Consider the following 13,531-nt stretch of genomic DNA (forward strand, 5'->3'; position numbering starts at 1 on the left):
GGGCCCCTTACGGCACCCCGGGCGCGCGGGCCCGCCGGGCGTTGGATATTTTGACACCGTGGACAAGAAGAACGCCCTGCGCGCCGGCGCCCTGGCAGCCGGTACGACGCTGATGATGCTGCTCCTGTCGTCGCCCGCCTCCGCGCTCACGCGCGACGACGGTGACGACCCCGGCACGGGCCTGAGCGTCATCGAGACGCTGGGCCTCTTCGTCTTTGCCCCGATCGTGCTCTACCTGGTCATCGCCGGGCTGGTGATCGTCGGCGACAAGTCGCACAAGAAGAAGGACCCGACCAGCTCCAACATCGCCACCAAGGCCGAGGCGACGAGCGAAGTCAAGGCCTGATCCGCGTTCCTCTCCGAGGGCGGGCGCGCGGGACCCCGGGGGGGGCCCGCGGGTGGGGGAGGGGCCGCCCGGCCCCCCCCCCCCGCCCCCCACCCGGGGCCGTACCGCTGTGGCTGCGTACATCATCCGACGCGTCATGGGCGCAGTGCTGTTGCTGCTGGTGGTCAGCGCAGTCACGTTCGCCATCTTCTTCCTGGTACCCCGCCTCGGCGGGCAGACGGCCGACCAGTTGGCCACCCAGTACGTCGGCAAGGACGCGAACCCCGCATCCGTCGCCGCGATCAAGCAGAACCTGGGTCTGGACCAGCCGCTCTACGTCCAGTACTGGGACTTCATCAAGGGCCTCGTGGTGGGCGCCGACTACAAGTTCGGCCCCGACGCGACGCACTGCAGCGCACCCTGCTTCGGGTACTCCTTCAAGGCCCACATCGAGGTGTGGCCGCAGTTGGAGCAGCGGATCCCGGTCTCCTTCTCGCTGGCCGTCGGTGCGGCGGTGATCTGGCTGGTCACCGGTGTGACGACCGGTGTCATCTCCGCCCTGCGCAAGGGCAAGCCGATCGACCGCTTCTCCATGTTCATCGCGCTCGCCGGCGTCTCCCTGCCGATCTTCTTCACCGGCCAGATCCTGCTCGCGCTCTTCGTCTACGAGATCCCGATCTGGGAGAGCATCGACTACGTCCCGTTCACGGACAACCCGGCCGAATGGGCCTGGCACCTGATGCTGCCCTGGATCAGCCTCGCGTTCCTCTTCTCCGCGCTCTACGCCCGGCTCACCCGGGCGGGCATGCTGGAGACGATGAGCGAGGACTACATCAGAACGGCCAGGGCCAAGGGTCTGAAGGAGACCACGGTCGTGGCCAAGCACGGCCTGCGCTCCGCGCTCACCCCGATCGTCACCATCTTCGGCATGGACTTCGGCACCCTGGTCGGCACCGCGGTGCTCACCGAGACGGTGTTCTCGCTCCAGGGCATCGGCGCCTACTCGGTCCAGGCCATCAAGGACAACGACCTGCCCATCGTGATGGGCGTGACCCTGGTCGCCGCGTTCTTCATCGTCTTCTGCAATCTGATCGTCGACCTGGTGTACGCCGCCATCGACCCCCGGGTGAGGTACTCGTGAGCAAGCTCGACAAAGCCGCGCTCGGCGAACCGGACACCACCGCCGCGTCCGTACCGGACGACGTCTTCCTGTCCGTCCGCGACCTGCGCATCCACTTCGACACCGACGACGGCCTGGTCAAGTCCGTCGACGGCGTCAGCTTCGACGTGCGCAAGGGCCAGACCCTGGGCATCGTGGGCGAGTCCGGCTCCGGCAAGTCGGTCACCTCGCTCGGCGTGATGGGCCTGCACCGCTCGGCGCGCGCCAAGGTCTCCGGCGAGGTCTGGCTGGACGGCCAGGAGCTCATCGCGGCCGACCCCGACGACGTGCGGCGGCTGCGCGGCCGGAAGATGGCCATGATCTTCCAGGACCCGCTGTCGGCGATGCACCCCTACTACTCCGTCGGCCAGCAGATCGTCGAGGCGTACCGGGTCCACCACGACGTCAGCAAGAAGGTCGCCCGGCAGCGGGCGATCGAGATGCTCGACCGCGTCGGCATCCCCGAGCCCGCCAAGCGCGTCGACGGCTACCCGCACGAGTTCTCCGGCGGTATGCGCCAGCGCGCCATGATCGCCATGTCGCTGGTGAACAACCCCGAGCTGCTCATCGCCGACGAGCCGACCACCGCCCTGGACGTCACCGTGCAGGCGCAGATCCTCGACCTGATCCGGGACCTGCAGAAGGAGTTCGGCTCCGCGGTCATCATGATCACCCACGACCTGGGCGTGGTCGCCGAGATGGCCGACGACCTCCTGGTCATGTACGGCGGCCGGTGCGTGGAACGCGGCCCCGCCGAGGACGTGTTCTCCGAGCCCCGCCACCCCTACACCTGGGGCCTGCTCGGCTCGATGCCGCGTCTGGACCGGGAGGAGACCGACCGGCTCATCCCGATCAAGGGCGCGCCGCCCTCCCTCATCAACCTCCCGTCCGGCTGCGCCTTCCACCCGCGCTGCCCGTACGCGGACATCCCGAAGGACAACGTCACCCGCACGGTCCGCCCCGAGCTGACCGAGGTCGGCGGCTCGCACTGGGCCGCCTGCCACATGACGCAGGAGCAGCGGGAGCGTATCTGGACCGAAGAGATTGCGCCGAAGCTGTGAGCGACGACAAAACGGTGAGTACACCGGACCCCAGCGGGAGCACCCTCACCCAGGGCACCACCGCCGACCGCGAGGTCCTGCTGAAGGTGACCGGCCTTCAGAAGCACTTCCCGATCCGCAAGGGCCTGCTCCAGCGGCAGACCGGCGCGGTGCGTGCCGTCGACGGCATCGACTTCGAGGTGCGCAAGGGCGAGACGCTCGGCGTCGTCGGTGAGTCGGGCTGCGGCAAGTCCACCATGGGCCGGCTGATCACCCGGCTGCTCGAACCGACCGGCGGTACGGTCGAGTTCGAGGGCAAGGACATCACGCACCTGAAGACCGGCGAGCTGCGCCCCATGCGCCGCGACGTGCAGATGATCTTCCAGGACCCGTACTCCTCGCTGAACCCCCGCCACACGATCGGCACGATCGTCAGCGCCCCCTTCCGCCTCCAGGGCGTCGAGCCCGAGGGCGGGGTGAAGAAGGAGGTCCAGCGGCTGCTGTCGGTGGTCGGCCTCAACCCCGAGCACTACAACCGCTACCCGCACGAGTTCTCCGGTGGTCAGCGCCAGCGCATCGGCATCGCCCGCGCGCTCGCGCTCAACCCCAAGCTGGTCGTGGCGGACGAGCCGGTCTCCGCGCTGGACGTGTCGATCCAGGCGCAGGTGGTGAACCTGCTGGACGACCTCCAGCAGGAACTGGGCCTGACCTATGTGATCATCGCGCACGACCTGTCGGTCGTCCGGCACGTCTCGGACCGGATCGCGGTGATGTACCTCGGCAAGATCGTGGAGCTGGCCGAGCGCGACCAGCTGTACAAGTCGCCGATGCACCCGTACTCCAAGGCGCTGCTGTCGGCCGTGCCGATCCCGGACCCCAAGCGCCGGGGCGTCAAGAGCGAGCGCATCCTGCTCAAGGGCGACGTGCCCTCGCCGATCGCCCCGCCGAGCGGCTGCCGCTTCCACACCCGGTGCTGGAAGGCGACGGAGATCTGCAAGACGACCGAGCCGCCGCTCAAGGAGCTGCGGGCCGGGCAGCAGGTCGCCTGCCACCACCCGGAGAACTTCGAGGACCAGCAGCCCCAGGACACCAAGCTGCTGTCCTCGGCGCACGAGATCTCCGCGGAGAACGGCGTGGAGAAGTCCACGGGCAGCGACGCCGCGACCGCCGGGAAGTGAGCCGCCCCGAGCCCCCGCCCTCGTACATCGGGGCGGGGGCTCACCCGTGGGTGAAAATGTTCGGGTGCTCCAGCAACTCTTCAGCCCGTCCGTCCAGCACACGCTCGACCTGATCGGCATCTTCGTCTTCGCGATCTCCGGCGCCCTGCTGGCGGTGCGCAAGAACTTCGACGTGTTCGGCATGGCCGTGCTCGCCGAGGTCACCGCGCTGGGCGGGGGGCTGTTCCGCGACCTGGTCATCGGGGCGGTGCCGCCGGCCGCGTTCACGGACCTGGGGTACTTCCTCACCCCGCTGCTCGCCACCCTGCTGGTCTTCTTCCTGCACCCCCAGGTGGAGCGCATCCAGGTCGCGGTGAACGTCTTCGACGCGGCGGGCCTCGGCCTGTTCTGCGTCGCCGGCACGACCAAGGCCTACGAGTACGGGCTCGGCCTGACCGCCTCCGCCGGGCTCGGCCTGACCACCGCCGTGGGCGGCGGCGTGCTGCGGGACGTGCTCGCCAACGAGGTGCCCTCGCTGCTGCGCTGGGACCGCGACCTGTACGCGGTCCCGGCGATCGTCGGCTCCGCCCTGGCCGCCCTGTGCATCCGCTACGACGCCCTGAACCCGCTCACCAGCTCCCTCGCGGTGATCACCGCCTTCGTCCTGCGCCTGCTCGCGATGCGGTACCACTGGCGAGCTCCACGGGCCTGGCACCGGCGGTCGACGGTGAGCGAGGAGGAGCAGCCCGTCCTGCCGTGACGGGTCCGACGCCCATCTCCTGGGCGAGCCACCGGAAGGCGGGGACCACGTTGGCGTTGTGGGCGATGGGTTACGGATCAGTCGGACACTTACCGAAGAGTTGCCCGTGTCTCACCAGGACGGTCGAGAGCGGAGCAGCAAAGCTACCGCTTAGTAGTTAGTTCTTGTACTGTTCAGCCATGCCAGAAGCAGCCACCGCCCCGGCCGCCCGGGCCACGATCGGCGACAGCGAGTTCGACCGCGACACCGCGCTCACCCGCCGCGCGCCCGGCGTCTACGACATCGACCTCTCCGCCGGCTGGACGATCATCAGCGCCGTCAACGGCGGCTACCTGCTGGCCGTCCTCGGCCGAGCCCTCGCGGACGCCCTGCCGCACGCCGACCCCTTCACGATCTCGGCGCACTATCTGACCGCGTCCCAGCCCGGCCCCGCGGTCGTCCGCACGGACATCGTCCGCACCGGCCGCACCCTGTCGACCGGCCAGGCCTCCCTCTTCCAGTACGACGACGAGGGCCACGAGGTGGAACGCATCCGCGTCCTCGCCTCCTACGGCGACCTGGACGCCCTGCCCGACGACGTCCGCACGACCGCCCGGCCGCCCGCGATCCCGCCGATGGAGCACTGCTTCGGCCCGGAGGACGGGCCCGCCCCCGTCGACGGCAGCTCGGCCATCACCGAGCGCCTGATGCTCAAGCTCGACCCGTCCACCCTCGGCTGGGCCCTCGGGCAGCCCTCCGGCAAGGGCGAGATGCGGGCCTGGTTCGGACTCAAGGACGGGCGCGATCCCGATCCGCTGTCCCTGCTGCTCGCGGTCGACGCCCTGCCGCCCACCGCGTTCGAGCTCGGGCTGAAGGGCTGGGTGCCGACCGTCGAGCTGACCGTGCACGTCCGCTGCCGCCCGGCCCCGGGCCCGCTGCGGGTGTCGATCGCCACGCGCAACCTCGCCGGCGGCTTCCTGGAGGAGGACGCCGAGGTGTGGGACAGCGCGGACCGGCTGGTCGCGCAGTCCCGGCAGCTGGCACGGGCCCGGCTGGGCTGAATCCCACGCCCGGGTCCACCCGGGACAGGGTGAGGGCGGCGCGTCCGGCGAAGGGGCGCGCCGCCCTTGCGTGGTGCCCGGGGTGTCAATCCAGCCAGTGACGGCGCCCGAGCCCGATCAGCCGCATCTGACGCGCCGCCAGCTCCGTGACATGCCGGGTGCGGGCCGGGCGCTCCTCCTCCGGCCCCTCCAGGGCCTCCAGGAACAGCGACGCCGTACTCAGCATCTGGTCGACGTAGAGATGGGCGAGCATCAGCAGATCGTCCTCGCTCCAGCCCTCGGACACCGGGTCCTTGGCCAGCTCGTCCTTGACCTCCTGGGCGAACCGGGCCAGTTGCTCCCGTATCGCCTCCCGGACCGGCTGAACTCCGCCATGTCGCTCACGGGCGATGAAACGGACATGGGCGGGGTACCCGTCGACGTGACGGGCGATCAACTCGATGGTGCGCGTGATGCGTTCCTCGTGGTCGCCGGTCGTGGACACCGTCGTCCGGATCATCGGATGCAGGCTGCCCAGCGCCTCCTCGACCAGGGCCACGCCCAGGTCCGCCGTGGAGCGGAAGTGGCGGTAGAAGGCGGTCGGGGCGACGCCGACGGCGCGGGTGACCTCGCGCAGTCCCAGGCTGCTCAGGCTCTGCCCCTCCAGCAGCCCGAGGGCCGCGTCGAGGAGTGCCTGCCGGGTCTTCTGCTTCTGGGCCTGCCGGATGCCGAGGGTGTGACTCATACCATGCAGTTAACAACTGTTCTCTGGAATTGGGAAGTCATGAGAGGCGTTAGACTGGGAAGTCAGTGAACAAGTGTAACCACAACCGTTCACCGAAACCCTGGGGGTTGTTTCCCGTGTTGTTCATCGTCGCCGCACTTCTTCTGCTGGGCGTCGTCCTGGGCACCGTGGCCCACGCACCGCTCACCTTCTCCCTCGCCGTCGGCGCCGTCATCGCCGTCTGGCTCGGCATCTTCGCGCTCCGCGAACGCGGCCGCCGCCGCCACACCCAGGCCCACTGACCCCGACCGCCCCTGGCCCGATCCGACCTCTGGAGTCGATCATCATGCAGCTCACCGCTCCGGCCTCGCGCCGCACCGGTATCCGTGACACCGACGGCATGGCCGTCGCGTCCTTCATCCTCGGCCTCCTCGGCCTGCTCGTGCTCAATCTCTTCCTCGGTCCGATCGCCATCGCGCTGGCGAGCGTCGCCCTGTGGCGCGGCACCGAGCGCCGCGGCCGCGCGCTGCTGGGTCTGGGCCTGGGCGTCGCCGACCTGCTGGTCCTCGCGGTCTTCATGGAGTTCGACAGCACCATCTCCTGGAGCTTCTGAGCCGCCGTCGGACAGCCGTCCGCCGGTACGCCGCGGCCGGGCCCGGGGACGACGGGCCGTCGCCGCGCCGCACAGCGGTCCCCGTTCGGCCAGCCTTGCTCTCAGGCCGGTCGAGGAGGAGCCGTAGAATCGGGCTCACCATGGCTTATCTCGACCACGCCGCGACCACCCCGATGCTCCCGGAGGCGGTTGAGGCGTTCACCGCCCAGCTGGGTGCCACCGGCAACGCGTCCTCCCTCCACGCATCCGGCAGGCAGGCCCGCCGCACCGTCGAGGAGGCCCGCGAGACCCTCGCCGAAGCCCTCGGCGCCCGCCCCAGCGAGGTCGTCTTCACCTCGGGCGGCACGGAGGCCGACAACCTCGCCGTCAAGGGCCTGTACTGGTCACGCCGCGACGCCGACCCGGCCCGCACCCGTGTCCTCGCCAGCCCCGTCGAGCACCACGCGGTCCTCGACGCCGTGCACTGGCTCGGCGAACACGAGGGCGCCACCGTCGAGTACCTGCCGGTCGACCCCCACGGCCGCGTCCACCCGGACGCTCTGCGCGAGGCGATCGCCCGCAACCCCGACGACGTGGCCCTCGCCACCGTCATGTGGGCGAACAACGAGATCGGGACCATCCTGCCCGTCCGCGAACTCGCCGACGCGGCAGCCGAGTTCGGTGTCCCGCTGCACGCCGACGCCGTCCAGGCCTTCGGTCAGATCCCCGTGGACTTCGCCGCCTCCGGCCTCGCCGCGATGACCGTCTCGGGCCACAAGATCGGCGGCCCCTACGGAATCGGCGCGCTGATCCTCGGCCGTGAGTACACCCCCGTGCCGGTCCTGCACGGCGGCGGTCAGGAACGCCACGTGCGCTCCGGCACCCTCGACGTGCCCGCCATCGCCTCCTTCGCCGTCGCCGGGCGACTGGCCGCCGAGCAGCGCCAGTGGTTCGCCACGGAGATCGGCGCCCTGCGCGACGCGCTCGTCACGGCGGTCCGCTCGGCCGTGCCGGACGCGATCCTCGGCGGTGACCCCGACCCGGCCGGACGTCTCCCGGCCAACGCGCACTTCACCTTCCCCGGCTGCGAGGGCGACTCCCTGCTGCTCCTGCTCGACGCCCAGGGCATCGAGTGCTCGACCGGCTCCGCCTGCACCGCCGGCGTCGCCCAGCCCAGCCACGTCCTCCTCGCCACCGGCACCGACCCCGACCTGGCCCGCGGCACCCTGCGCTTCTCCCTCGGCCACACCTCCACCGAGGCCGACGTCGAGGCCCTCGCCAAGGCCATCGGCCCTGCGGTGGAACGGGCCAGGGCGGCGGGACTGAGCTAGCGGGACGGCGTTCCCGGAGATCAGGCCGGGCCCGTACGCGCCCGGCGTATCAGGCGCAGGTACTTCTCCCAGTCCCAGTGCCGCCCCGGGTCGGTGTGGTCCGTGCCCGGGACCTCCACGTGACCGATGATGTGCTCGCGGTCGACGGGTATGTCGTAGCGGGCGCAGATCCGGGCCGTCAGACGCGCCGAGGCCTCGTACATCTCGTCCGTGAAGTCCTGCGGGCGGTCCACGAAGCCCTCGTGCTCGATGCCGACACTGCGTTCGTTGTAGTCGCGGTTGCCCGCGTGGTAGGCCACGTCCAGCTCGCGGATCATCTGGGCCACATGCCCGTCCTGCCCCACGATGTAGTGCGCCGCCGCCCGGTGCCCCGGGTCCTGGAAGGCCTTCACCGCGCTGGCGAAGCTGCCCTGGGTGACATGGACGACGACCATGTCGATGCCGTAGTCGTCGGGGCGGTCCGCACGGCGCCAGTTCGCCTCCGACGCCGCCACCCAGCGCGCGCCCGCGTAGTCGACCTCGCCCTCCTTGCGCGGCTTCTCCACGCCGGGAGTGCGCCACCACAGACGCGCCAGCTCGTCCCGGGCGAGCAGGGCGGAGCCCGCCGCGGCCGCCGTGCCGCCGATCAGCAGCGCGCGGCGGCCGACCTTGCGGTCACCGTCCTTCGAAGCCTTCCCCTGTCCCATGTGATCGACAACGGATACCCGGCGGCCCCGGTTCCCGCGCCCCGTACCCTGGAAGGGTTATGACTGAGACCCCGCAGCGCCCCCGCCCCCTCCGCGTCCTGGCCGCCATGTCCGGCGGAGTCGACTCCGCCGTCGCCGCCGCCCGCGCGGCCGAAGCGGGCCACGACGTGACCGGCGTCCATCTCGCCCTCTCCGCCAACCCCCAATCCTTCCGGACCGGCGCGCGGGGCTGCTGCACCATCGAGGACTCGCGCGACGCGCGCCGCGCCGCGGACGTCATCGGCATCCCGTTCTACGTGTGGGACCTCGCCGACCGCTTCCGCGAGGACGTCGTCGAGGACTTCGTCGCCGAGTACGAGGCCGGCCGCACCCCCAACCCCTGCCTGCGCTGCAACGAGAAGATCAAGTTCGCCGCGCTCCTCGACAAGGCGCTCGCGCTCGGCTTCGACGCGGTCTGCACCGGCCACTACGCCCAGGTGATCGTGCGCGAGGACGGCACCCGCGAGCTGCACCGCGCCTCCGACATGGCCAAGGACCAGTCCTACGTCCTCGGCGTGCTCGACGACCGGCAGCTCGCCCACGCGATGTTCCCGCTCGGCGACACCGTCACCACCAAGGACGAGATCCGCGCGGAGGCCGAGCGCCGGGGCCTGGCCGTCGCCAAGAAGCCCGACTCGCACGACATCTGCTTCATCGCCGACGGCGACACCCAGGGCTTCCTCGCGAACCGGCTCGGCCGCTCCGAGGGCGACATCGTCGACGAGTCCGGCGCCAAGCTCGGCACGCACGAGGGGGCGTACGGCTTCACCATCGGCCAGCGCAAGGGCCTGCGCATCGGCACCCCCGCCCCCGACGGCAAGCCGCGCTACGTCCTCGACATCTCGCCGGTGGACAACACGGTGACGGTCGGCCCCGCGTCCGCCCTGGACGTCAGCGCCCTCACGGCCATCAAGCCCCGCTGGTGCGGCGCCGCCCCCACCGGCCCCGGCACCTACACGGCCCAGCTGCGCGCCCACGGCGGCGAGACGGAGGTGAGCGCCGAGGTCGTCGACGGCTCCCTGGAGGTCACCTTCACCGAGCCCGTCCGCGGCGTCGCCCCCGGCCAGGCGATCGTGCTGTACGACGGCACGCGCGTGGTCGGCTCGGCGACGATCGCGTCGACGACCCGGGCCACGGCGGGCGTGGCCTGATCACCTGATCCTGCTAGGGGACAGGGGACAGGGGACAGGGGACAGGGGCGGGTTCCACGCGCGCGTGGTCCCGCGCCCCCCCGGCTCACCCCCGCCCGAAGAACTCCGTCAGCACCGGCGCCAGCACGTTCGGCTCGACCATGTGTGTCTGCCCCTGCAGCGCGCGGTACGCGCCCTGGGGGACCGATTCCGCGATCGCCCGGGCCGCCTCCCGCAGCCACTCGGGGCTCGCGTCGCCCGCCACCGCCAGCACGGGGACGCCGACCGAGCCCAGCCGGGAGCGGGGGACACGGCCGTCGCGCATGACGGCGTCGTCGTAGGCGAGGCTCGGGGCCATCGCCTCCATACCGGCCCACATGGGGGACTGGCGGGCGCCCTGGATCACTCCCTCGGCCAGACCCGTCAGCCGCAGGAACAGTTCGACCGCGTCCCCGCGCCGCCCCTCACCGAGCGCCTCCGCCAGCCGCCCGGTGTACTCCGCACGCTCCTTGGCGCCCTCCTCCGACATCGCGAACGGCGTCTCGTACACGGCCACCCGCCGCACCGGCAGCCCGCTCGCCGCCGCCTCCAGCGCCAGGGCCCCGCCCGAGGAGATGCCGTACAGGAGCGCCTCGCCGCCCACCGCCTCGATCACCGCGGCCAGGTCCTCGACCTCACGTTCCACCGCGTACGGCGCGGTGTCACCACTGGCGCCGCGGCCCCGGCGGTCGTACACCACGGCCTGGAAGCGCTCCGAGAGCGACACGGCCAGCGGCGCCAGGGTGCCGCCCGTCGACATCGCGCCGCTCACCAGGACGACCGCGGGGCCGCGTCCGGTGCTCTCGTAGGCGATGCGGGTGCCGTCACGCGAAAGGGTCTTCTTGTCCATGCTCATGCAGACTGCCGCACGGCGCGGTGTTCATCGATGAGGCGGGCGGCGCGTCCGCCGATCAGAACACTTCCACCTCGTAGAAGCACAGGTGATCCTTGATCTCGGCGACGTCCGGCTTGGGGTCCGGATACGCCCAGACGAGGTCCGCCGCGTCCGGCCGCGACCAGTAGGAGGCGGTCCCCTTGAACGGGCAGTACGTCTGCGTGCCGGACGGCGTCAGCAGGTCCGTGCGCACGTCCTCCGGCGGGATGTAGTAGCGCTCGGGACAGCCCGTCTCGCGCAGCACCAGCGCCCGGTCGCTGTCCGCCAGCACCTGCCCGCCGCGCACCACGCGCACGCGCCTGCCGCTCCGCTCGACGGTGATGCGATGCCCTGTCGTCACGATCGCCCCTCCTCGGGTAGCCGACTCCTCCGCTACAGCGCAGGCTGAAGCCGAGTTCTTCCCTCGCGCCAGGAGGCCCCCATGCGCGCCACGGATCCGGCCGGAAACCGCTCCCGGCTGCTGCACCAGGTCCGGTACGCCCTGCGGCACCCGGACCGGGTGCCCGCGCACGCCCGGCGCACGCTGCGGGACACCTGGCTGCGGCTGCGCCACCGGGACCACATCGCCTACTACCGGGCCGTGATGGCCTCCGACGCGGCCCGCAGCGCCGAAGCGGCGGTCGGGCACAACCCCTCACGCGAACAGTGGGAACGCATCGGCCGCATGCAGTTCGACTACCTGGTGGGCCACGGCCTGCTGCCGCACCACCGGATGCTGGAGATCGGCTGCGGAAACCTGCGCGCCGGACGGCTGTTCATCGACCACCTCGACACCGGGCACTACTACGGCATCGACATCTCGCCGCACATCCTGCTCGCCGCGCAGGACACCCTGGTGGCCGAGAAGCTCCAGGCCAAGCTGCCCTACCTGGCGCTCGCCGACGACCTCACCTTCGCCTTCCTGCCGGACGCCCACTTCGACGTCGTGCACGCGCACAGCGTCTTCTCGCACTCGCCGCCGCACGTCATCGAGGAGTGTTTCGCCCACGTCGGCCGGATCCTCGCACCGGGCGGCTTCTTCGACTTCACCTTCGACCGCACGGAGGGGGAGGAGCACCAGGTCCTGCACGAGGACTTCTACTACCGGACGCGGACCCTCACCGACCTCGCCGCGCGGCACGGCCTGGACGCCCGCCTCATGGACGACTGGGAGCGCCTGCCGCACCGGCAGTCGAAAATGCGGGTCACCGCGGCGGCGGACCGGGCCCGTACGGTGGGGTCATGAACATCTGTGTCTTCCTGTCCGCCGCCGACCTCGACGAGCGCTACACCCGCCCCGCGCGGGAGTTCGCCGAACTGCTGGGCAAGGGCGGCCACACACTCGTCTGGGGCGGCTCCGACGTCGGCCTGATGAAGGTGGTCGCCGACGGGGTGCAGGAGGCGGGCGGCCGGCTGGCCGGTGTCTCCGTGCAGTTCCTCGCGGCCAAGGCCCGCCCGGGCGTCGACGAGATGATCGTCGCCAAGGACCTCGCCGAGCGCAAGAAGCTGCTCCTGGAGAAGGCCGACGCCGTGGTGATCATGGTCGGCGGCACCGGCACGCTCGACGAGGCGACCGAGATCCTGGAGCTGAAGAAGCACGGGCACACCGACAAGCCGGTGGTCCTGCTCAACACCGCGGGCTTCTACGACGGCCTGAAGGAGCAGTTCCGCCGCATGGACACCGAGGGCTTCCTGCCCCGGCCCCTCACCGACCTGGTCTTCTTCGCCGAGGACCCGGTGGGGGCGCTGGCGTACCTGGAGGAGAGCCAGGGCATCGAGTAGGCGGGTGCGGGTGCGGGTGCGGGTGCGGGTGCGGGCCGGCGGGGGCGCGGGCTCGGGTGCGGGCTCGGGCGGGGCGGGGCGGGATCGCCGGGCAGCGCGCGACCGGCCGTGGCGGGTGCGCGCCCGCGGGGCGGCGGGAGTGCCGGGGCTCGAGTGACCCGGCCCTGATGCGAGCATGGCGGGCATGGCTACTCATGTGATCACCGGAGCCGGTTCCGGCATCGGCGCGGCCGTCGCCCGCCGCCTCCACGCGCGCGGGGACGAACTCGTGCTGCACGCGCGCGACGCCGGCCGCGCCAGGGAACTGGCGGCCGAGTTCCCCGGGTCGCGCACCCTCGTCGGCGACCTCGCGGACCCCGAACGGCTGTCCTGGGCCTTCTCCCACCAGTCGCTGCCCGACCGCGTGGACTCGCTGCTGCACATCGCCGGCGTCGTCGACCTCGGCCCGGTCGGCGAACTCACCCCGAAGACCTGGCGCCACCAGCTCAACGTCAACCTGATCGCCCCCGCCGAGCTGACCCGCCACTTCCTGCCCCAGCTGCGCGCCGCCCGCGGACACGTGCTCTTCGTCAACTCCGGCGCCGGCCTCAACGCCCACGCCGACTGGTCCGCGTACGCCGCCTCCAAACACGGCCTGAAGGCCCTCGCCGACTCCCTGCGTCACGAGGAGCACGGCAACGGCGTCCGCGTCACCTCGGTCTACCCGGGCCGCACGGCCAGCCCCATGCAGGCCAAGGTCCACCAGCAGGAGGGCAAGAACTACGACGCCACGCGGTGGATCGACCCGGAGTCGGTCGCCACGACGGTCGTCATGGCCCTGGACCTGCCGCGCGACGCGGAGGTCAACGACCTGACGGTGCGCCCGGGGAGCTGA

The 13,531-nt window shown here is 71.4% G+C and carries 17 protein-coding genes; 13 read left to right on the forward strand and 4 right to left on the reverse strand.

All coding sequences use genetic code 11. The annotated features are described in order from the left end of the window. Nucleotides 1-58: 58 nt before the first annotated feature. The 6 genes from ACFV20_RS24820 to ACFV20_RS24845 all read left to right on the forward strand — a co-directional run bounded on the left by ACFV20_RS24820 (nt 59) and on the right by ACFV20_RS24845 (nt 5,481). On the forward strand, nt 59-346 hold the full coding sequence (locus ACFV20_RS24820; protein WP_385659810.1) for a hypothetical protein: 288 nt from the start codon (nt 59-61) through the stop codon (nt 344-346). A gap of 109 nt (nt 347-455) precedes the next feature. Further along, nucleotides 456-1,466: an ABC transporter permease gene (locus ACFV20_RS24825; protein ID WP_385659812.1), complete on the forward strand. Its 1,011-nt coding sequence runs from the start codon at nt 456-458 to the stop codon at nt 1,464-1,466. Beyond that, on the forward strand, nt 1,463-2,545 hold the full coding sequence (locus tag ACFV20_RS24830) for an ABC transporter ATP-binding protein (protein WP_385659814.1): 1,083 nt from the start codon (nt 1,463-1,465) through the stop codon (nt 2,543-2,545). Before ACFV20_RS24825 ends, ACFV20_RS24830 begins: the two co-directional genes overlap by 4 nt. Beyond that, on the forward strand, nt 2,542-3,702 hold the full coding sequence (locus ACFV20_RS24835; RefSeq protein ID WP_385659816.1) for an ABC transporter ATP-binding protein: 1,161 nt from the start codon (nt 2,542-2,544) through the stop codon (nt 3,700-3,702). Before ACFV20_RS24830 ends, ACFV20_RS24835 begins: the two co-directional genes overlap by 4 nt. 64 nt (nt 3,703-3,766) lie before the next feature. Next, complete coding sequence (locus tag ACFV20_RS24840; RefSeq protein WP_385659817.1) at nt 3,767-4,441, forward strand: trimeric intracellular cation channel family protein; 675 nt, start codon at nt 3,767-3,769, stop codon at nt 4,439-4,441. A 179-nt stretch (nt 4,442-4,620) separates the two neighbouring features. Then, complete coding sequence (locus ACFV20_RS24845) at nt 4,621-5,481, forward strand: thioesterase family protein (protein WP_385659818.1); 861 nt, start codon at nt 4,621-4,623, stop codon at nt 5,479-5,481. Between the two features lie 85 nt (nt 5,482-5,566). Here the strand turns inward: ACFV20_RS24845 and ACFV20_RS24850 are convergent, their stop codons facing one another. Beyond that, on the reverse strand, nt 5,567-6,205 hold the full coding sequence (locus ACFV20_RS24850) for a TetR family transcriptional regulator (protein WP_385659820.1): 639 nt from the start codon (nt 6,203-6,205) through the stop codon (nt 5,567-5,569). A gap of 116 nt (nt 6,206-6,321) precedes the next feature. On the opposite strand from ACFV20_RS24850, the gene ACFV20_RS24855 reads away from it, so the two are divergent. The 3 genes from ACFV20_RS24855 to ACFV20_RS24865 all read left to right on the forward strand — a co-directional run bounded on the left by ACFV20_RS24855 (nt 6,322) and on the right by ACFV20_RS24865 (nt 8,107). Further along, the gene (locus ACFV20_RS24855; RefSeq protein ID WP_385659821.1) at nt 6,322-6,486 is read left to right on the forward strand and encodes a hypothetical protein; all 165 of its coding nucleotides are present in this window, start codon (nt 6,322-6,324) and stop codon (nt 6,484-6,486) included. Nucleotides 6,487-6,530: 44 nt separating this feature from the next. Continuing rightward, nucleotides 6,531-6,797, forward strand: coding sequence for a DUF4190 domain-containing protein (locus ACFV20_RS24860; RefSeq protein WP_385659823.1), 267 nt, complete (start codon nt 6,531-6,533; stop codon nt 6,795-6,797). Nucleotides 6,798-6,937: 140 nt separating this feature from the next. Next, a complete protein-coding gene (locus ACFV20_RS24865) occupies nt 6,938-8,107 on the forward strand; it encodes a cysteine desulfurase family protein (RefSeq protein ID WP_385659825.1) in 1,170 nt (389 codons plus the stop codon). A gap of 20 nt (nt 8,108-8,127) precedes the next feature. Here ACFV20_RS24865 and ACFV20_RS24870 read toward each other — a convergent pair whose 3' ends face one another. Beyond that, nucleotides 8,128-8,793, reverse strand: a complete 666-nt coding sequence (locus tag ACFV20_RS24870) for an N-acetylmuramoyl-L-alanine amidase (protein WP_385659826.1) — start codon at nt 8,791-8,793, stop codon at nt 8,128-8,130. Between the two features lie 59 nt (nt 8,794-8,852). On the opposite strand from ACFV20_RS24870, the gene mnmA reads away from it, so the two are divergent. Beyond that, complete coding sequence (gene mnmA, locus ACFV20_RS24875) at nt 8,853-9,983, forward strand: tRNA 2-thiouridine(34) synthase MnmA (RefSeq protein ID WP_385659828.1); 1,131 nt, start codon at nt 8,853-8,855, stop codon at nt 9,981-9,983. 85 nt (nt 9,984-10,068) lie between these two features. On the opposite strand, the gene ACFV20_RS24880 is transcribed toward mnmA, so the two are convergent. Together ACFV20_RS24880 and ACFV20_RS24885 are read right to left on the reverse strand one after the other, a co-directional pair. Next, nucleotides 10,069-10,851, reverse strand: coding sequence for an alpha/beta fold hydrolase (locus tag ACFV20_RS24880; protein WP_385659829.1), 783 nt, complete (start codon nt 10,849-10,851; stop codon nt 10,069-10,071). 61 nt (nt 10,852-10,912) lie between these two features. Continuing rightward, nucleotides 10,913-11,236, reverse strand: a complete 324-nt coding sequence (locus ACFV20_RS24885) for a DUF427 domain-containing protein (RefSeq protein WP_385659831.1) — start codon at nt 11,234-11,236, stop codon at nt 10,913-10,915. A gap of 81 nt (nt 11,237-11,317) precedes the next feature. Between ACFV20_RS24885 and ACFV20_RS24890 the strand changes: the two genes are divergently transcribed. From ACFV20_RS24890 to ACFV20_RS24900, 3 genes are all read left to right on the forward strand, one after another. Then, nucleotides 11,318-12,121 carry a class I SAM-dependent methyltransferase gene (locus ACFV20_RS24890; RefSeq protein ID WP_385659833.1) on the forward strand — a complete coding sequence of 268 codons (804 nt, stop codon included), beginning with the start codon at nt 11,318-11,320 and terminating at the stop codon, nt 12,119-12,121. Next, nucleotides 12,118-12,657, forward strand: a complete 540-nt coding sequence (locus tag ACFV20_RS24895) for a TIGR00730 family Rossman fold protein (RefSeq protein ID WP_385659835.1) — start codon at nt 12,118-12,120, stop codon at nt 12,655-12,657. The genes ACFV20_RS24890 and ACFV20_RS24895 overlap by 4 nt, the downstream gene beginning before the upstream one ends. 184 nt (nt 12,658-12,841) lie before the next feature. After that, nucleotides 12,842-13,531 carry an SDR family oxidoreductase gene (locus ACFV20_RS24900; RefSeq protein WP_385659837.1) on the forward strand — a complete coding sequence of 230 codons (690 nt, stop codon included), beginning with the start codon at nt 12,842-12,844 and terminating at the stop codon, nt 13,529-13,531.

It is taken from the genome of Streptomyces sp. NPDC059696, assembly GCF_042733745.1.
Lineage (GTDB): Bacteria > Actinomycetota > Actinomycetes > Streptomycetales > Streptomycetaceae > Streptomyces.